At 67.0% G+C, this 16,788-nt stretch carries 19 protein-coding genes; 15 read left to right on the top strand and 4 right to left on the bottom strand.

The genetic code is table 11. The features are described from left to right. The first annotated feature begins 25 nt into the window (after nt 1-25). The 3 genes from QGG75_05155 (at nt 26) to QGG75_05165 (ending at nt 3,117) form a co-directional block, all read left to right on the top strand. Complete coding sequence (locus tag QGG75_05155) at nt 26-850, top strand: SDR family oxidoreductase (protein ID MDP6066630.1); 825 nt, start codon at nt 26-28, stop codon at nt 848-850. A gap of 19 nt (nt 851-869) precedes the next feature. Then, nucleotides 870-2,063, top strand: coding sequence for an FkbM family methyltransferase (locus QGG75_05160; GenBank protein MDP6066631.1), 1,194 nt, complete (start codon nt 870-872; stop codon nt 2,061-2,063). Nucleotides 2,064-2,145: 82 nt separating this feature from the next. Further along, nucleotides 2,146-3,117 carry a ChaN family lipoprotein gene (locus tag QGG75_05165; protein ID MDP6066632.1) on the top strand — a complete coding sequence of 324 codons (972 nt, stop codon included), beginning with the start codon at nt 2,146-2,148 and terminating at the stop codon, nt 3,115-3,117. On the opposite strand, the gene QGG75_05170 is transcribed toward QGG75_05165, so the two are convergent. Both QGG75_05170 and QGG75_05175 read right to left on the bottom strand, forming a co-directional pair. Continuing rightward, nucleotides 3,114-3,632, bottom strand: coding sequence for a hypothetical protein (locus QGG75_05170; protein ID MDP6066633.1), 519 nt, complete (start codon nt 3,630-3,632; stop codon nt 3,114-3,116). The two genes, QGG75_05165 and QGG75_05170, sit on opposite strands and share 4 nt — an antisense overlap. Beyond that, nucleotides 3,613-3,933 (bottom strand): hypothetical protein, encoded by a 321-nt coding sequence (locus QGG75_05175; protein MDP6066634.1) that lies wholly within the window; start codon nt 3,931-3,933, stop codon nt 3,613-3,615. The genes QGG75_05170 and QGG75_05175 overlap by 20 nt, the downstream gene beginning before the upstream one ends. A 113-nt stretch (nt 3,934-4,046) precedes the next feature. Here QGG75_05175 and QGG75_05180 point away from each other — a divergent pair, with 113 nt between their 5' ends. From QGG75_05180 to QGG75_05235, 12 genes are all read left to right on the top strand, one after another. Further along, a complete protein-coding gene (locus tag QGG75_05180; GenBank protein ID MDP6066635.1) occupies nt 4,047-4,646 on the top strand; it encodes a carbon monoxide dehydrogenase subunit G in 600 nt (199 codons plus the stop codon). A 162-nt stretch (nt 4,647-4,808) separates the two neighbouring features. Next, complete coding sequence (locus QGG75_05185; protein ID MDP6066636.1) at nt 4,809-5,276, top strand: (2Fe-2S)-binding protein; 468 nt, start codon at nt 4,809-4,811, stop codon at nt 5,274-5,276. A 2-nt stretch (nt 5,277-5,278) separates the two neighbouring features. After that, nucleotides 5,279-7,651: a xanthine dehydrogenase family protein molybdopterin-binding subunit gene (locus QGG75_05190; GenBank protein MDP6066637.1), complete on the top strand. Its 2,373-nt coding sequence runs from the start codon at nt 5,279-5,281 to the stop codon at nt 7,649-7,651. Between the two features lie 11 nt (nt 7,652-7,662). Beyond that, entirely contained in the window at nt 7,663-8,454 is a 792-nt protein-coding gene (locus QGG75_05195; protein MDP6066638.1) for a xanthine dehydrogenase family protein subunit M, read from the top strand. 82 nt (nt 8,455-8,536) lie between these two features. Then, nucleotides 8,537-9,454 carry a MoxR family ATPase gene (locus tag QGG75_05200; protein ID MDP6066639.1) on the top strand — a complete coding sequence of 306 codons (918 nt, stop codon included), beginning with the start codon at nt 8,537-8,539 and terminating at the stop codon, nt 9,452-9,454. Nucleotides 9,455-9,461: 7 nt separating this feature from the next. Next, the gene (locus QGG75_05205) at nt 9,462-10,688 is read left to right on the top strand and encodes a VWA domain-containing protein (protein ID MDP6066640.1); all 1,227 of its coding nucleotides are present in this window, start codon (nt 9,462-9,464) and stop codon (nt 10,686-10,688) included. Continuing rightward, nucleotides 10,685-11,017 carry an XdhC family protein gene (locus QGG75_05210; GenBank protein ID MDP6066641.1) on the top strand — a complete coding sequence of 111 codons (333 nt, stop codon included), beginning with the start codon at nt 10,685-10,687 and terminating at the stop codon, nt 11,015-11,017. Before QGG75_05205 ends, QGG75_05210 begins: the two co-directional genes overlap by 4 nt. Next, nucleotides 11,014-11,703 (top strand): XdhC family protein, encoded by a 690-nt coding sequence (locus tag QGG75_05215; protein MDP6066642.1) that lies wholly within the window; start codon nt 11,014-11,016, stop codon nt 11,701-11,703. The genes QGG75_05210 and QGG75_05215 overlap by 4 nt, the downstream gene beginning before the upstream one ends. Then, entirely contained in the window at nt 11,700-13,325 is a 1,626-nt protein-coding gene (locus QGG75_05220; GenBank protein MDP6066643.1) for a molybdopterin-binding/glycosyltransferase family 2 protein, read from the top strand. The genes QGG75_05215 and QGG75_05220 overlap by 4 nt, the downstream gene beginning before the upstream one ends. A gap of 12 nt (nt 13,326-13,337) precedes the next feature. Beyond that, nucleotides 13,338-14,573 (top strand): SufS family cysteine desulfurase, encoded by a 1,236-nt coding sequence (locus QGG75_05225; GenBank protein ID MDP6066644.1) that lies wholly within the window; start codon nt 13,338-13,340, stop codon nt 14,571-14,573. Continuing rightward, nucleotides 14,570-14,986 (top strand): iron-sulfur cluster assembly scaffold protein, encoded by a 417-nt coding sequence (locus tag QGG75_05230; GenBank protein ID MDP6066645.1) that lies wholly within the window; start codon nt 14,570-14,572, stop codon nt 14,984-14,986. The genes QGG75_05225 and QGG75_05230 overlap by 4 nt, the downstream gene beginning before the upstream one ends. A gap of 10 nt (nt 14,987-14,996) precedes the next feature. Continuing rightward, entirely contained in the window at nt 14,997-15,182 is a 186-nt protein-coding gene (locus tag QGG75_05235) for a hypothetical protein (protein MDP6066646.1), read from the top strand. A 202-nt stretch (nt 15,183-15,384) separates the two neighbouring features. On the opposite strand, the gene QGG75_05240 is transcribed toward QGG75_05235, so the two are convergent. Both QGG75_05240 and QGG75_05245 read right to left on the bottom strand, forming a co-directional pair. After that, nucleotides 15,385-16,188: an alpha/beta hydrolase gene (locus QGG75_05240; protein ID MDP6066647.1), complete on the bottom strand. Its 804-nt coding sequence runs from the start codon at nt 16,186-16,188 to the stop codon at nt 15,385-15,387. Nucleotides 16,189-16,315: 127 nt separating this feature from the next. Continuing rightward, on the bottom strand, nt 16,316-16,788 hold a 473-nt coding region (locus QGG75_05245; GenBank protein MDP6066648.1), incomplete at its 5' end, for an integrase core domain-containing protein.

Consider the following 16,788-nt stretch of genomic DNA (forward strand, 5'->3'; position numbering starts at 1 on the left):
CAATACGGGCACAGGAGGGCACGACATGAGCGAAGGTTTCGCCGGCCGCACCGGCATCGTCACGGGCGCTGCCAAGGGCATCGGCGCCGCCACCGCCCGGGCCCTGGTGGCCGCCGGGGCCCGGGCGGCGCTGTTTGACGTCGACGACAAAGCGGGCCAGGCGCTGGCCGACGAACTGGGCGACGCCGCCGCCTATTGGTCGGCCGACGTGGCCGACTGGGAATCCGCCGACAGCGCCGTCGAGGAGGTGTCGGAGCGCTTCGGCAGCGTCGATTTCCTGGTCAACAACGCCGGCATCGCGCCGCCGCGCACGCTGGCCAACATCCCCGACGGCGACTGGGAGCGGGTGCTGGGCGTCAACCTGACCGGCGCTTTCAACTGCACCCGGGCTGCGGTTCCCTATATGAAAGAGGCCGCTGGCGGCGCCATCGTCAACATCTCCTCGGTGGCCGGCAAGAACATCTCGATGCTGGCCGGCATGCACTACACCACCTCGAAATGGGGCCTCATCGGCTTTTCCCGCCACATGGCCTACGAGCTCGCCCAGTTCGGCATCCGCGTCAACATCGTCTGCCCCGGACCGACGCTGACGCCGCTGGTGGAACAGAACCTGAGCGCCGAAAAGCGCGCCGCCAACGCCGAGAACTTTCCCCTGGGCCGCTGGGTCATGCCCGACGACATCGCCAACGCCGTGATGTTCTTCCTGGGCCCGGGCGCCGCCATGTGTGCCGGTGCCGAGTTGATCGTCGACGGCGGTATTTTGATCGGTAGCGGCGCCGCCTATCCGGACTATATGGAGATCCGGGGCGACCAGCCGGCCGAGCGCAAGATCGTGCGGCCGGGGGAGTAATCAGCAAAGGCCCCGCGCCATGATCGTCGATGCGCCGCTGAAGTTTCCCGAAGAGATCTGCTTCGCCATTTTGGGCGAGAGCGAGATCTCCAAGGTGCTGGTCAAGATCCTGGAACTGCTCAGGCCCCAGGCCACTTTCGCGGGCTTCGTCGACGACCCGGTCGAGGCCGGCGAGAGCGTGCTGGTGATCTGCGAGCTCGAACGTGATGCGGCCCGGGATCTCTTTTTGTCACGGCGCGACGATCCGGACATCATCTTCATGCCGCTGCCGGTGGACGAGATGTGGTCCTACTGGGAGTTCGCCTGTCATTTCCTCGACCGGCTGAGCTACGACGACGGCGAGGTTAGGACCTCGCGCCAGGACTTCGTCGAATTGCTGCATGCCCGGGGCCGGGCCAAGAAGGATCCGCAACCCGGCGAGCCGCAGTTGACGCCGCACAGCTACCTCAGCCTGATCTCCGAAACGGTGATGAAGCACGAGGAAGATGTCGTCGAAGTACTGCGGGGTTTGTCCGACGACCACAGCCGCCAGGTTTACAAGATGCTGATCGCCGGCGAGCCCGAGCAGCACTGGAGCCACTACACCGCCCGCGCCTTCAAATCCGTGCAGTATTTCGACTACATCCGCCACCAGCACTGCCAGGTGGTGCTGAACGGCGGCGTGCTGGGAGGCTATGAGTTGCCCTTCTTCATCTCGCACCTGCCCATGGGGGCCGAGATCCACAACGTCGATCCGCTGGGGCACGACCCCCTGACCGATTACGTGCGGCCCTGGATCGAGGCCGGCAGCCACCGCGTGGTCGAACACAAGGTGGCGCTGGAGGAATATTGCGGCGAGGTCGAGTTGCCCTTCGACGACGAGGGCGAGGTCTCGCTCTACGCCAAGCTGGCGCTGCCCGACCTGCCCACCGTGGCCTTTCCCTGCCTGACCATGGACGAATTCGTGTCGCGGCAGGGCTTCGAGCGCCTCGACCTGATCAAGCTCGACCTCGAAGGCGCCGAAAGCAAGATGCTGACCAAATCGATCGAAACCATCCGGCGCTTCCGGCCGCAACTGGCCATCAGCATCTACCACTTCACCTTCGATTTCTGGAATATCCCGCGGCTGCTCTTCCGGGCCTGCCAGGATTACACCTTCCACGTCGAGGTCTATAGCTTTGAGCGCTGGGAGACGATTTTTTATGCCATTCCCAAGGAACTGGGGGGCGGGTAGACGGAGAACCGTCGCTGGGTGTAGCGATCAATCTGGGGCAAATGATCGTCGTCGCCGTGGTTTTCCTACGATTGCTCGCCTGATGTTGCTGCGCAACGCTGTTCTCGTCGGCGCGCTGCTGCTGGCCGGCTGTTCCGGCCATTGGCTGAGCTTCTTCGGCCAGCAGAATCCCCTGGTCGGGCGTATCTGGGACGTGGCCGGCGAGGAATTCATCACGGAACGGGAACTGATCGGCCGCCTCGGCCAAGCCACCTACGTCATGCTCGGCGAGAAGCACGACAATTTCGACCATCACCGCCTGCAGGCCCAGATGCTGCGCCAGCTCTATGATTTCGGCCGGAACCCGGCGCTGGCTTTCGAGATGATCGATTTCGACCAGGCCGCGGCCCTGCAGGGCCACTTGGCGGCCACCCCCAAGGACACGGCCCAGGCCGCCCAAAGTATCGGCAAGGCGGTGAAGTGGGAGCGCACCGGCTGGCCCGACTGGCAGCACTACCGGCCACTGGCCCAGGCGGCGCTGGCGGCCGGGGCGCCGGTGGTGGCAGCCAACCTGCCCAGGCGCCTGAGCCGCGCCATCGGCAAGCAAGGATACCATGCCCTCGAGGCCGATCTGGTCAGCCGCACCGGCCTCGACCAGCCTCTTCACCCCTACGACCGCCTGGCCATGGAGAAGGAAATCGGCGCCTCGCACTGCGGCTACCTGCCCAAGCTGGCTGTGCCGGCCGTCGCCCGGGTGCAGCGCGCCAAGGATGCCGCCATGGCCGATGCTCTGGTGCGCGTCGGGGCCAGCGCCGTGCTCATCGCCGGCGCCGGCCACGCCCGCTCCGATCACGGCGTGCCCATGGTGCTGGACCGCCTGGCACCCGATGCCATGGTGCTGTCGCTAAGCTTCCAGGAGGTCCGGATCGGAGACGAGGAGGCCGCGCGCTATGCCGAGAGCTACCTCGCCGAGCGCTTGCCGTTCGACTTCGTGTGGTTCACGCCGCGCCGTGATACCGGTAATCCATGCGAGAGATTTAAGAAGCAATTACAAAAACTTAAAAAGAAAAGCTAAGGTTTTTTCTTAAGTTTATCTGGGTCCGGCGCGCTGTGTTGCCGACCCGGCCCCTGCACCCGTTCGACCAGCGCCCTGAGGTCCGGCGGCAGGGCCGCGGCATCGAGCTGATCGAGGCTCGGCGGCCCGGCCTCCGGGGTCTCTGCGGCCTTGGCCTCCTTGCCGGCCGCCTCGGCCGCCTGGCTCTCGGCCACGACCTCGCGCAACTGCGATGGCAGGCTGTCGAGATCGATGCTGGCGGCAGGTTTTGCCGCCGGCTTAGGCGCCGCCTCGGGGGGAGCGGACTTCGGCGCCTGTCTACCACCGCCGGGCACCCATTTCTCCGCCTTCTTGCCGTCCATGGTCCAAAATTCGCGATCGTCGGGCGGCGGCTCGACCAGCGGTGGGTTGAGGCGATAGGCATCGGCCAGGGCGGCAACCTCGATCTCGACGTTGGCTTCGTCCTCGTCCAGGCACTCGCGGAAGGCCAGGTCGCGCCGCACCAAGGCCGGCAGCTCATCCGCCGTCTGGCCCACCGTAGCGGGCCCACAGGCCGTCGAGAAAGACCATGATTTCGCTTTTCAGGGGGCTCGCCTTGAGCTTCGGCAACGGGCCGTCGAAAACGTGGAAGACGCTGGGCTCGAGCGGCCCCAGCTCGCTGGCCAGGAAGGTCGCCGGCATCAGCTTGCAGCCCTCGTTGGCGGCAGCATAGTGGGCCTGGGCCAGGTATAGCAGGCGCTGCAGCTTCTGGGCCGACAGCCGCACCTCGGCCGAGGCGCCGCGGGCCAGCAGCCAGAGCACCACGTCGAAGGTCGATCGCACTGCCGGTGAACGCACCGAATTCGCCCCTAACCGGGTTGCCGTCGAGGCATTATAGGGAGGCAGACCGTGACCAGGCGAAAAATACCGGCTAGGTTCCGCAGAGATTTCGAGAGCCGGAGGACGACAGCATGGAAATGACCGGGGAACATCGCATTCCGGCGCCGCGCCAGCAGGTCTGGGAGGCCCTCAACGACGCCCAGGTGCTGGCCGCCTGCATTCCCAATTGCCAGGCCGTGGAGAAGCTGTCGGAGACCGAATTCAAGGCCACCGTTTCGCTCAAGGTGGGGCCGGTGCGGGCCAAGTTCGGCGGCAAGATCACGCTTTCCGAGCTTGACCCCCCGGCCAGCTTCAGCATCAACGGCGAGGGCCAGGGCGGCCCCGCCGGCTTCGCCAAGGGCGGCGCCCAGGTGACTCTCGATGCAGAGGAAGACAACAGTACCACGGTGTTGCGCTATCGGGCCCAAGCCAACGTCGGCGGCAAGCTGGCACAGATCGGCTCGCGCCTGGTCGACACCGCGGCCAAGCAGATAGCCGGGCAATTCTTCGAGGCCTTCGTGGCCCACATGACGGCCGCCGCCGAAACCGCGGCACTAGCCGCCGCGGAGCAGCCCGCTGCATCTCCGCCACCGCCGGCCGCCGAGCCGGCCGGCCTGCCGCCCGTGGTCTGGGTCGCCAGCCTGATCGCCATCGTCTTCGTCGGTCTGATCTATTACGGCCTGAAGCAATAACGCTGTCGTGATTCCGTAAAGAACCGGCTTGACGCCCCGCAAGCGGGGCGGGAGACTGTCAGCCGCGAGGGGTCATGTTCTCCCCGGCGCCGCTGCCGGAGGGGGACGCAAGCAACGACCCCAAGAAAAAGAATAACTGAGGCATTTCAAGGGAGGACGCTAATGCCCACCGTAACTCTCACGGTGAACGGGAAGCAGATGTCTGCGGAGGTCGAAGGCCGCACCCTTCTCGTTCAGCTCCTGCGTGAGCATCTTCATCTCACCGGCACCCACGTCGGCTGCGACACCAGCCAGTGCGGCGCCTGCGTCGTGCACCTCGATGGCAAGGCCATCAAGTCCTGCACCACGCTGGCCTTGCAGGCCGACGGCGGCGACGTCGTCACCATCGAGGGCCTGGCCGATGGCGACACCCTGCATCCCATGCAGGAGGCCTTCCGCGAAAATCATGCCCTGCAGTGCGGCTTCTGCACGCCCGGCATGGTGATGAGCGCGGTCGACATCGCCAAGCGCCACGGCAACCCCGACGAAGCCACCATCCGGGCCGAGCTCGAGGGCAACATCTGCCGTTGCACCGGCTATCACAACATCGTCAAGGCCATCGCGGCCGGGGCCAAGGGAATGGGGGGCTGATCATGGCAGAGAATGGCATCGGCGCCCGCCTGGTGCGCAAGGAAGACCAGCGCTTCCTCACCGGCAAGGGCAACTATACCGACGACATCACATTGACAGGGCAGACGTACGCCGCCTTTGTGCGCTCGCCCCACGGCCACGCCGTGATCCAATCCATCGACACCAGTGCCGCGGCAGCCGCGCCCGGCGTGGTGGCGGTACTGACCGGCGACGACGCCGAGGCCGACGGCATCGCGCCGCTGCCTTTCGGTGCCTCGCTGACCGGCAAGGACGGCGAGCCCAACAAGGCGCCGCCCCATCCCGTGCTGGCCCAGGGCAAGGTGCGCTACGTCGGCGACCACGTCGCCGTCGTCATCGCCGAGACCTTGGCCCAGGCCAAGGACGCGGCCGAGAAGGTGGCGGTCGATTACGACGCGCTGCCGGCTGTCACGTCGCTGGCCAAGGCCACCGCGTCGGGCGCGCCGCAGCTTCACGACGACGTGCCCGACAACGTCGTGCTGGATTGGGAATTCGGCGACAAGGCGGCCGTCGACGAAGCCTTCGCCGGGGCCCACCACGTGGCCAAACTCGACCTGGTGAACAACCGCATGGTCACCAATCCCATGGAGCCCAGAGCGGCGAATGCCGATTACAACACCGGCACCGGCGAAACCACGCTTTACGTCACCTCACAGAACCCGCATGTCCATCGCCTGGTCATGTCGGCCTTCGTGCAGGTCGCACCCGAGCACAAATTCCGTGTCGTGGCGCCCGACGTGGGCGGCGGCTTCGGCTCCAAGATCTTCGTCTACAACGAAGAAGTGGTGTGTGCCTGGGCGGCTCGCCGGGTGGGCCGGCCGGTCAAGTGGAACGGCGATCGGTCCGAGGCCTTCCTCTCGGACGCGCACGGCCGCGACCACCTCACCACGGTGGAACTGGCGCTCGACGAGAACGGCAAGTTCCTGGGCCTGAGGGTATCTTCCAAGGCCAACATGGGAGCCTACCTGCAGCTCTTCTCGGCCACCATCCCGACGCTTTTCCACGCCTTCCTGCTGGCCGGCCAGTACACCACGCCGGCCATCTACATCGAGATGATGGCGGTGCTGACCAACACCGCGCCGGTCGATGCGGCGCGCGGTGCGGGACGGCCCGAGGCGGCCTATCTGCTGGAACGCGTGGTCGACGTGGCGGCCGCCGAGATGGGCCTGGATCCAGCCGAGATCCGCAGGCGCAACTTCATCCCGGCCGATCAGTTCCCCTACCAAACGCCGGTGGTGCAGTGCTACGATTCGGGCGACTATAACGCCGCCCTGGACAAGGCGCTGGCCAATTCCGATTACGCCGGCATGGAGGCCCGCCGGGCCGAAGCCAAGGGCCGAGGCAAGTACCGCGGCATCGGCCTCTCGGCCTACATCGAGGCCTGCGGCGTCGCCCCCTCGGCGGCGGTGGGATCCTTGGGCGTCGGCGTTGGTCTGTGGGAATCGGCGCAAGTGCGCTTCAACCCGACGGGCAATGTCACCGTCTTCACCGGCGCCCATAGCCACGGCCAGGGCCACGAAACGGCCTTTGCCCAGCTTGTCGTCGATCGCCTCGGTGTGCCGGTGGAGAACATCGAGGTGGTGCACGGCGATACCGACAAGGGCCCCTTCGGCATGGGCACATTCGGCTCACGCTCGCTGCCGGTGGGCGGCGTCGCCATCGTCAATGCCTGCGACAAGATCGTCGAGAAGGGCCGCAAGATCGTTGCCCACATACTCGAGGCAGCCGAAGACGACATCGAGTTCAATGACGGCAACTTCAGCGTGGCCGGCACCGACAAGGTCATGAACATCGGCGAGGTGGCCTTCGCCGCCTATGTGCCCCACAACTACCCCGAGGGCCTGGAGCCGGGCCTTGACGAAAAAGCCTTCTTCGATCCCATGAACTTTTCGTTCCCGGCGGGCTGCCACGTCTGCGAGGTCGAGATCGACCCCGAGACCGGCAGCGTCGAGATCGTCAAGTACACGGCGGTCGACGATTTCGGCACCATCGTCAACCCGCTGATCGTCGAAGGCCAGGTCCACGGCGGCATCGCCCACGGTGTCGGCCAGGCCCTGACCGAGCTCTGCCTCTACGACGACGACGGGCAGATCCTGACCGGCTCCTACATAGACTACACCATGCCCCGGGCCGACAACCTGCCCAACTTCGACGTCGACTACGCCCCCACCCAGCCGCCGCACAATCCGCTCGGCGTCAAGGGTTGCGGCGAAGCCGGCGCCATCGCCGCCCCACCGGCGGTGATCAACGCCATCGTCAACGCGCTGGCACCGCTGGGCATCACCACGATCGACATGCCGGCCACGCCGCAAGCTGTGTGGCAGGCCCTGCAATCAGCGCCCAAAGCGGCCGAGTAGGGGGACACATCATGTATGACTTCCAGTACCACCGACCCGGCAGCGTCGACGTCGCGGCCGCGGCCCACAAAGCCGCCAGCGAAGGCCTCTATCTGGCCGGCGGCCAGACCTTGATCCCGACGCTCAAGCAGCGCCTGGGCTCGCCCAGCGACCTGGTTGATCTCGGCCGTATCGCCGACCTCAAGGGCATCACGGCCGACGCCGGCGGCGTCACCATCGGGGCCATGACCACACATGCCGAAGTGGCGGCCTCGGCCGACGTGGCTGGGGCCATCCCGGCCCTGGCGGCCCTGGCCGGCGACATCGGCGATCCCCACGTGCGCAACGCCGGCACACTGGGGGGCTCGTTGGCCACCAACGACCCGGCCGCCGACTATCCGGCGGCGGCGCTCGCACTGGGTGCCACCATCAAGACCAACAGCCGCGAGATCGCCGCCGATGATTTCTTTACCGGCATGTTCGAGACGGCCTTGAACGAAGGTGAAATCATCACCTCGGTAAGCTTCCCGGCACCCCAGTCGGCGGCCTATCGGAAGTTCAAGAACCCGGCTTCGCGCTATGCCATCGTCGGGGTCTTCGTGGCCAAGACCGCGGACGGCGTACGCGTCGCGGTCACCGGGGCGACCCATGTCGCCCACCGCGGCCCGCGCCTCGAGGCGGCACTCAACGAGAACTTCACGGTCGCCGCCGTCGACAGCGTCGATTTGCCCGTGGAGAGCTTGAATTCGGACATCCACGCCAGTGCTGAATATCGCGCCCATCTGGTCAAGGTGATGGCCAAAAGGGCGATCGCCGCCTGTTGACAGGGCCACGCTTTGGCCCAACCTTTGTTTCGGGGGAGGTTCGCCTCCCCCGATACTTTTTCAGACAGAGATCCCCAAGGCGATGGCGCATTCCCTGCCCCAGTCGATCGACGAGACGCGTGAGCTTTTGCAAGCCGGCAACTACGTCGCCGACCGCAGCCTGGCCACGGCGCTTTTCCTCAGTTTGAAGTTGGCCCGGCCGCTGTTTCTCGAGGGCGAAGCCGGGGTCGGCAAAACGGAAATCGCCAACGTGCTGGCGGCTACCCTGGGCCGGCGCCTGGTGCGGCTGCAGTGCTACGAGGGCCTCGATGTGGGCTCGGCGGTCTATGAATGGAACTACGCCGCCCAGATGATCGAGATCCGCCTGGCCGAGGCGGCCGGCATCAGCGACCGCGGCCAGTTGGCCGAGGACGTCTTCGCCGAGCGTTTCCTCATTCGCCGGCCGCTGTTGCAGGCCCTGGAGCCCGACCCGGCGGGTCCGCCGGTGCTGCTGATCGACGAGCTCGACCGCACCGACGAGCCCTTCGAGGCCTACCTGTTGGAAGTGCTGGCCGACTTTCAGATCTCGATCCCCGAGATCGGCACCATCAAGGCGCCCGAGCCGCCCATCGTGGTGATCACCTCCAACCGCACGCGCGAAATCCACGACGCCCTGAAGCGGCGCTGCCACTATTACTGGGTCGACTATCCCCAGGCCGAGCGCGAGCTGGAGATCCTGACCCTCAAGCTGCCCGGCATCCAGGCCACGCTAAGCCGCCAGGTCGTGGCCTTCATCCAGGAGCTGCGTGATGGCGATTACTTCAAACTTCCGGGCATCGCCGAGACCATCGACTGGGCCACCGCTCTGACGCAACTGGATGCCCTGGCACTGGACCCGGAGACCGTCAACGACACCCTCGGCGTGCTGCTCAAGTACCAGGACGACATCGAGAAACTGCGGGGCAGCGAGGCCAAGCGCGTGCTCGACAAGGTCAACGCGGAATTGGCCGCCGTGGGTTAGGGCGGACATGAAAAATGCCGCATCCGCCCCCGACACAGGCGGCAAGCTGGCCGCTAACATCATGCATTTCGGCCGCGTGCTGCGGGCCGCCGGGTTGCCCATCGGGCCGGGCAAGGTGATCCATGCGCTGCGCGCCGTCGAGGCCACCGGCATCGGCAGCCGGGCCGACCTTTACTGGACGCTGCACGCCGTCTTCGTCAATCGGCGCGACCAGCGCGAGGTCTTCGACCAGGCCTTCCATATCTTCTGGCGCAACCCGCAGATCCTGGAAAAGGCCATGTCGTTGCTGCTGCCCTCCATCGAGGGCGGCGAGAGCGAAGTCGACAAAGCCAGCCGGCGGGTGCAAGAGGCACTCTTCCCCGGAGCCGGCGAGAGACCGGACCAGCAGCCCGGCGACGAGATGGTGATCGACGCCAGCGGCAGCCATTCGCCCAGCGAGGTGCTGCAGCACAAGGACTTCGAGAGCATGTCGGCGGCCGAGGTGGAGGAGGCCAAACGCCTCATCGCCAACCTCAAGCTGCCCATCATGATGGTGCCGACGCGGCGCTTTCAGGCCCACCCCCTGGGACCCCGCGTCGACATGCGGGCGACGCTGCGGGCGGGCTTGCGCTCGGGCGCCGACATCATCCCCTTGCGCCGCCGCCAGCGCCGGCGGCGTCATCCGCCGCTGGTCATTCTCTGCGATATCTCGGGCTCCATGAGCCGCTATTCGCGCATGCTGCTGCATTTCGTGCATGCCATCACCAACGACCGCGACCGCGTCCACAGTTTTGTCTTTGGCACGCGGCTCACCAACATCAGCCGTCAGCTGCGCCAGCGCGACGTCGATCTGGCCCTGGAGAAGGTCAGCGAACTGGTCGAGGACTGGTCCGGCGGCACCCGCATCGGCCACTGTCTCAAGGACTTCAACCGCCACTGGTCGCGCCGCGTGCTGGGCCAGGGGGCGCTGGTGCTGTTCATCTCCGACGGTCTCGACCGCGACACGGGCCATGGCCTGCAGGGCGAAATGGAACGGCTGCACAAGTCCTGCCGGCGCTTGATTTGGCTCAACCCGTTGTTGCGTTATAAGGGTTTCGAGCCTAAATCGCTTGGTATCAAGGCGATCTTGCCCCATGTGGACGAGTTTCGCACAATTCACAATCTGGCCAGCCTGGGCGACCTGACCCAGGCGCTGGGCCGCGAAATGCCAAGAACGGAGGAAGGCGTGAGCGAATTTCTCAAAGCGGCATCATGAGCGATCAACACACCTGGCCCGACGACGTGCTGGAACAGGCCGCCGCCTGGCGCCAGGCCGGGCGTGATGTGGCGCTCGCCACCGTGGTTTCGACCTGGGGCTCCTCGCCCCGGCCGGTGGGCAGCCAGTTGGCGGTCGACGGCGACGGTGCTTTCGTCGGTTCGGTCTCGGGCGGCTGCATCGAGGGCGCCGTGGTCAAGGAGGCGCTGGAGGTCATCGCCGGCGGCCCTCCCCGGGTGCTCGATTTCGGCGTCAGCGACGACCAGGCCTGGGAGGTCGGCCTGGCCTGCGGCGGCAAGGTCGAGGTCTACATCGAGGCCGTGGAATGAAATCGGCTACCCTCGGGGCCCTGCTGGCCGAACGCGCCGCCAAGCGACCGGTGGCGCTGGCCACCAACCTGACCGACGGCGAGGAACGCCTGCTCTACCCCGACAAGCTGGATGGCGAGCCCGATGCCGATTTGGCCGAGGCGGTCCGGAAGGCCTTTCATTCCGACCGCTCCGGGCCGGTGGAGACGGCCGCCGGCACGGTCTTTCTGCATGTCTTCAATCCGCCGCTGCGCCTCATCGTCATCGGCGCCGTGCACATCACCCAGCCCCTCATACGCATGGCGGCGCTGGCCGGCTACGAGGTCTCGGTCATCGATCCCAGGCGCTCCTTCGCCACGGGAGAGCGCTTTCCCGGCGTGACGTTGATGGATGAATGGCCCGACGACGGCCTCGAGGCGCTGGCGCTCGACGCCCGCACGGCCGTGGTGACGCTGACCCACGACCCCAAGCTCGACGACCCGGCGCTGGAGGTGGCGCTACGCTCAGGGGTTTTCTATATCGGCTCCCTGGGCAGCCGCCGCACCCATGCGGCACGGCTCGAACGCCTGACCCAGGCCGGTTTCGACAAAACCGCGCTGGCCCGCATCCATGGCCCGGTGGGGCTTTCCATCGGCGCCAAGTCGCCGGCCGAAATCGCCATCTCGATCATGGCCCAGATCACCGAAGCGCTGAGGCAAACGGCGTGAAATTCGGCCCCATCCCGCTGGCCGAGGCGACCGGTGCCATTCTCGCCCACAGCGTCAAATGCTCCACCGCCGCATTCAAGAAAGGCCGGGTGCTGAGCCCCGACGACTTGGCGGTGCTGGACCGGGCCGGCATCGCCGAGGTCATGGCCGCGCGCCTGGAATCAGGCGACGTGGCCGAGGACGAAGCAGCAAAGGCCCTGGCCGAGGCCGCCGCCGGGGACGGCACCGAGGTGGCCGAGCCCTTCACCGGGCGCGCCAATCTCTATGCCGCCGAGCCCGGCCTGGCCGTCGTCGACGCCCAGCGCGTGGCCGAGGTCAATGCCATCGACGAGGCCCTGACCATCGCCACCATCGCGCCCTACGACCAGGTCGAGCCCGGGCAATTGCTGGCCACCATCAAGATCATCCCCTTTGCCGCTCCCGCGCTGGCGCTGGACATGGCGGTCAGCATCGCCGCCGGCGATGGGCCGCTGGTGCGCGTGGCGCCGCTTGTGCCACACCGGGCCGGCCTGATTTTGACCCGCTCGGCGGGCACCAAGGAAAGCGTGTTGGAGAAGACCACCGGCGTTACGCGGGACCGGCTCGAGGGGCTGGGCAGCCGGCTCGACGAGGTTCGCATTTGCGACCACGAGGCGGCCGAAGTGGCGGCCGCCATCAGCGAGCTGCGCCAGCTCGACTGCCGGCCGATCCTGCTCTTCGGTGCCTCGGCCATCGTCGACCGGCGCGACGTCATCCCGGCCGCCATCGAGCTGGCCGGCGGCAGCGTCGATCACTTCGGCATGCCGGTCGATCCCGGCAATCTTTTGCTGCTCGGGCGCCTCGGCGCCGTGCCGGTGATCGGCCTGCCGGGCTGTGCCCGTTCGCCCAAACTGAACGGCTTCGACTGGGTCTTGCAGCGCCTGCTGGCCGGCCTGACGGTGGTGCGCAGCGACCTCACGGCGCTGGGTGCCGGCGGGCTGTTGAAGGAGATTCCCAGCCGGCCGCAACCCCGCGACGGCGAAGTGGCGGAGCCACCCAGCCGGCCGCGCATCGCCGCCATCGTGCTGGCCGCCGGCCAGTCGCGCCGCACCGGCCGGCGCAACAAGCTGCTGGCCGAGATCGATGGCCAGCCCATGGTGGCCCGAGTGGTCGATGCCGTGGCGGCCTCGGCCGCCGCCACCGTGGTCGGCGTCAGCGGCTTCGAGGCCGAACGCCTAGGGGCCGCGCTGGCCGGGCGTGATCTCACCATCGTGCACAATCCACGCTTCGACGAGGGCCTCAGTACCTCGCTGCGCACGGGCCTCGGGGCCCTGACCCAGAGCGGCGCCCGGGTCGACGGCGTGATGGTCTGTCTGGGCGACATGCCCGGGGTCAAAAGCCGCCACATCGACGCCCTGATCAGCGCCTTCGACCCCCTCGAGGGCCGCGCCATCTGCGTCCCCGTCTACCAGGGCAAGCGCGGCAACCCGGTGCTCTGGGGGGCTTCGCTGTTTGCCGAGATCGCCGGCGTGGCCGGCGACGTGGGCGCTCGCCACCTCATCGGCGAACATGCCGAAGTGGTCTGCGAGGTGGCCATCGACGACCCCGGCGTGCTGCTCGACGTCGACACGCCAGAGGCCCTGGCGGCGCTTGGTGCGGGCTGAGGGGAGGCGGGCATGGCTTTCGACGTGGCACAGATCCGGGCACAGTTCCCCATCCTGAGCCGCCCGGTTCATGGCCGGGCGCTGCATTACCTCGACAACTCGGCCACCAGCCAGATGCCCGAAGCCGTGCTGGCGGCGCTGGCGGAGCACGAGACCGGCCACCGCGCCAACGTGCTGCGTGGCGTTCACTTTCTCGCCGAGGCTGCCACCGAGGCCTATGAACAGGCACGCATTCGCGCCGCCCGCTACGTCAATGCCGCCGAGGCGGCCGAGATCGTCTTTACCTCCGGCACCACCATGGCCATCAACCTGGTGGCCCATTCGCTGGGTCAGATGCTGGAGCCCGGCGACGAGGTGGTGATCACGCGCCTCGAACACCACAGCAATATCGTGCCCTGGCAGCTCTTGCGCGACCGCGCCGGCATCAAACTCAAGGTCCTGCCCGTAAGCCGCGAGGGCCGCCTCGACCTTGACGCCATCGACGAGCTGCTGACGCCACGCTGCAAGCTGCTGGCCGTCAGCCACGTCTCCAACGTCACCGGTGCCGTCAGCGATCTTGGCCGCCTGGTGGCGGCGGCCCGGGCGGTGGGCGCCATGGTGCTGGTCGACGGCGCCCAGCGCGCCCCCCACGGCGCCTTCGACGTGCAAGCCCTGGGCGTCGATTTCTACGCCTTCTCAGGCCACAAGATGTTCGGCCCCAACGCCATCGGCGTGCTCTGGGGGCGGCGTGGACTGCTCGAGGAAATGCCGCCTTTCCTGGGCGGTGGCGAGATGATCCGCAGCGTCAGCATAGCCGAGAGCACCTGGGCCCGCGTGCCCCACAAGTTCGAAGCCGGCACGCCGCCCATCGCCCAGGCCGTGGGCCTGGCCGCCGCCATGGACTGGGTCGAAAGCCTGCCCGGCGCCGCCGTGGAGGAACATCTGAACGATCTCGCCGCCGCCGTGCTCGACGGCCTGACGCTGCTCGACGGCGGCCGCGGCCGCTTGCGCCTGATCGGCCCGGCCAGCCTGCAGAACCGGGCACCGGTGATCTCGTTCCACGTCGAAGGCGCCCACCCCCACGACATCTGCCAGATCCTCGACGGCCATGGCGTGGCATTGCGCGGCGGCCACCACTGCGCCCAGCCGCTGATGGAAGCCTTCGACCTCACGGGCACGACGCGGGCCAGCCTGGCGGTCTACAATGACAGAAGCGACGTCGACGCCCTGCTCAGCGGCCTCGAAGACGCCATCGGAAAGCTGACATGAACGCCGACCTTTACCAAGACCCGATCATGATCCACGCCCGTTCCGGCGTCGGTGCCGGCCGCCTCGAGAAGCCCGACGCCACGGTGACGTTGGACAACCCGCTCTGTGGCGACCGCATCACCCTCGACGTCGCCCTCGAGGACGGCCGGGTCAGCGCCGTCGGCCACCACGTGCGGGGCTGCGCGCTCTGCCAGGCCGCGGCGGCGGTGTTGGCAGAGGCCGCGCCGGGCCAGGACCAGGGCTCGGCCGAGGCCGCCCGCGCCGCCCTGGCCGCCATGCTGGAAGGCGGCCCGGCGCCCGACGGCGCCTGGGCCGAACTGGCGGTGTTCACGCCCGTGCAAGGCCACAAAAGCCGCCACGAATGCGTGCTGCTGCCGCTCGAGGCCCTGGCCCAGGTGACGGCCGGGGACTGAGGCCGCCGGCATGGACCCCAAGGCGGGAATGGCGGCCGGCCTGAGCGCCGCCATCAGCGAATACTGGGGCGTATGGCTGGCCGGCTTCGTGGCCTGGGCGGTGGTCATGTGGCTGCTGGCCAAGGTCTGGATCTGCAGCCGCGGCGACGACTTCGGCGGCGCCACCGGCGACGATAGCGATTTCGATTTCGACTAGCCCCCCCTTGCGGCCTTAACAAATCTTAATTAAGGGGACAGGGACCAAATATTTGGAATGCCGTTAATTTTTAGCGATTTGTGGAGTTTCGGGGACAGGGACCAATCTTGTTAGGCGGGTTTTTGTTAACGAAAGGGCCGCGAAAAATTGGGGAAAAATTGGGGACAGGGACCTATTTGGAGACCAATTCCGAGGGCCTTGTTCAGAGGTCCGCAAGGAAATCCAGCACCGCCGGCGTCAGGCCGTGGGCCGGCAGGTCGTTGTGGCCGCCGTGCGGCAGATAGACCGCCTTTTTGGGCTGGTTGGCGGCGGCGAATAGGCGCCGCCCGAAGCGCGTCGGTATGACGTGGTCGCGCTCGCCGTGGATCAGCAGCAACGGCGCCCGCACGGCGCCGATCTTGGAGAGTGAATCGTAGCGGTCCTTGAGCAGCCAGCGCACCGGCAGGAACCAATAGGCCGAGGCGGCGACGTCGACGGCACTGGAAAAGGGTGCCTCCAGCACCAGCGCCGCCGGCGCGCGTTCTCTGGCCAACTGCACGGCCACCCCCGAGCCCAGCGATTCGCCGTAGATCACCAGGCGCTCGGGCGTCACGCCTTCACCCGCCAGCCAGTCCAGCGCCGCCCGGCCGTCGGCGTAGAGGCCGGCCTCGTGGGGGCTGCCGGGGTTGCCGCCGTAGCCGCGGTATTCCGCCAGCATGACGCCATAGCCGGCATCGAGGTAGGGCTTCACCTTGTAGCCCCGGCCGGCGATGTTGCCACCGTTGCCGTGGAAGTAGACCATGGTCGGACGCTGGCCGCTTGCCGGACGGTACCAGGCCATGAGCTCCAGCCCGTCAGCGGTGCCAAAGCGCACGATCTGCATCTCGGGCAGGCCGGCCTGGGCCGGCTGCGGCGGCTGGCGGTCGGGGAAATACATCAGCGAGCGCTGCATCACGTACATGATGGCGGCGAAGGCCGCGTAGGCGATGAGGACGTAGAGCGCGTTGCGGGCGATGGTGATCAGCATGGCAGCGCATTGTGCGCCGCCAGCGCCGCCGCGTCACCCCGCTCTGGTTTTCGCCTCGCCCTTGGCCCAAGATACCGGGGATTGCCCGCCTCTCAACATGGGTAACAGTTTTTCGTCATGACATAGGTTACAGTTTATTGGAGTTAGCGGTCAGTTTCGTCCGTCTGGTTTGCTTGATGGGCATGATGCGGTGCATTTTATTCTCTCCCTTGATGGTGCCGAGGATAATGGGGCCATACTTGACCAACCAGTTGTTCTCGCCGATCCGCCAAAGGCCGACTGGTTCGCCCTTGAGGGCGGAGGAGACAAAGGCGGTGCGGCCTTTCCACTTAATTTCGCCGTTGGAACGCACTTTTCGGACCTGGCAGCTCTGGTGATAGTCGGGCGAGCGTAGCTGACCGTCCCATGACCGGGGCGAAGGGCTGTAGACATCCGCCGGCGGGATCTGGCCCAGGGCCTGATGCGGCCGTTGGTGATTGAAGACCTGTTGAAAGTCGCGGAAGCGTACAAGCTGTTCCGCCAAGCTGTCCGCCGGCGGACTGGCCGTCTCCTGCTTCAGGGTCAGGTGCATGCGTTCATGACGGCCGTTCTGCTGCGGCT

The sequence above is a fragment of the Alphaproteobacteria bacterium genome, assembly GCA_030740435.1.
Taxonomy (GTDB): Bacteria; Pseudomonadota; Alphaproteobacteria; order UBA2966; family UBA2966.

What these genes read in the sequence shown, in the direction of transcription:
- QGG75_05155 (MDP6066630.1), top strand. Translation starts at nt 26, where the DNA reads ATGAGCGAAGGTTTCGCCGGCCGCACCGGCATCGTCACGGGCGCTGCC.
- QGG75_05160 (MDP6066631.1), top strand. Translation starts at nt 870, where the DNA reads ATGATCGTCGATGCGCCGCTGAAGTTTCCCGAAGAGATCTGCTTCGCC.
- QGG75_05165 (MDP6066632.1), top strand. Translation starts at nt 2,146, where the DNA reads ATGTTGCTGCGCAACGCTGTTCTCGTCGGCGCGCTGCTGCTGGCCGGC.
- QGG75_05180 (MDP6066635.1), top strand. Translation starts at nt 4,047, where the DNA reads ATGGAAATGACCGGGGAACATCGCATTCCGGCGCCGCGCCAGCAGGTC.
- QGG75_05185 (MDP6066636.1), top strand. Translation starts at nt 4,809, where the DNA reads ATGCCCACCGTAACTCTCACGGTGAACGGGAAGCAGATGTCTGCGGAG.
- QGG75_05190 (MDP6066637.1), top strand. Translation starts at nt 5,279, where the DNA reads ATGGCAGAGAATGGCATCGGCGCCCGCCTGGTGCGCAAGGAAGACCAG.
- QGG75_05195 (MDP6066638.1), top strand. Translation starts at nt 7,663, where the DNA reads ATGTATGACTTCCAGTACCACCGACCCGGCAGCGTCGACGTCGCGGCC.
- QGG75_05200 (MDP6066639.1), top strand. Translation starts at nt 8,537, where the DNA reads ATGGCGCATTCCCTGCCCCAGTCGATCGACGAGACGCGTGAGCTTTTG.
- QGG75_05205 (MDP6066640.1), top strand. Translation starts at nt 9,462, where the DNA reads ATGAAAAATGCCGCATCCGCCCCCGACACAGGCGGCAAGCTGGCCGCT.
- QGG75_05210 (MDP6066641.1), top strand. Translation starts at nt 10,685, where the DNA reads ATGAGCGATCAACACACCTGGCCCGACGACGTGCTGGAACAGGCCGCC.
- QGG75_05215 (MDP6066642.1), top strand. Translation starts at nt 11,014, where the DNA reads ATGAAATCGGCTACCCTCGGGGCCCTGCTGGCCGAACGCGCCGCCAAG.
- QGG75_05225 (MDP6066644.1), top strand. Translation starts at nt 13,338, where the DNA reads ATGGCTTTCGACGTGGCACAGATCCGGGCACAGTTCCCCATCCTGAGC.
- QGG75_05230 (MDP6066645.1), top strand. Translation starts at nt 14,570, where the DNA reads ATGAACGCCGACCTTTACCAAGACCCGATCATGATCCACGCCCGTTCC.
- QGG75_05235 (MDP6066646.1), top strand. Translation starts at nt 14,997, where the DNA reads ATGGACCCCAAGGCGGGAATGGCGGCCGGCCTGAGCGCCGCCATCAGC.
- QGG75_05240 (MDP6066647.1), bottom strand. Translation starts at nt 16,188, where the DNA reads ATGCTGATCACCATCGCCCGCAACGCGCTCTACGTCCTCATCGCCTAC.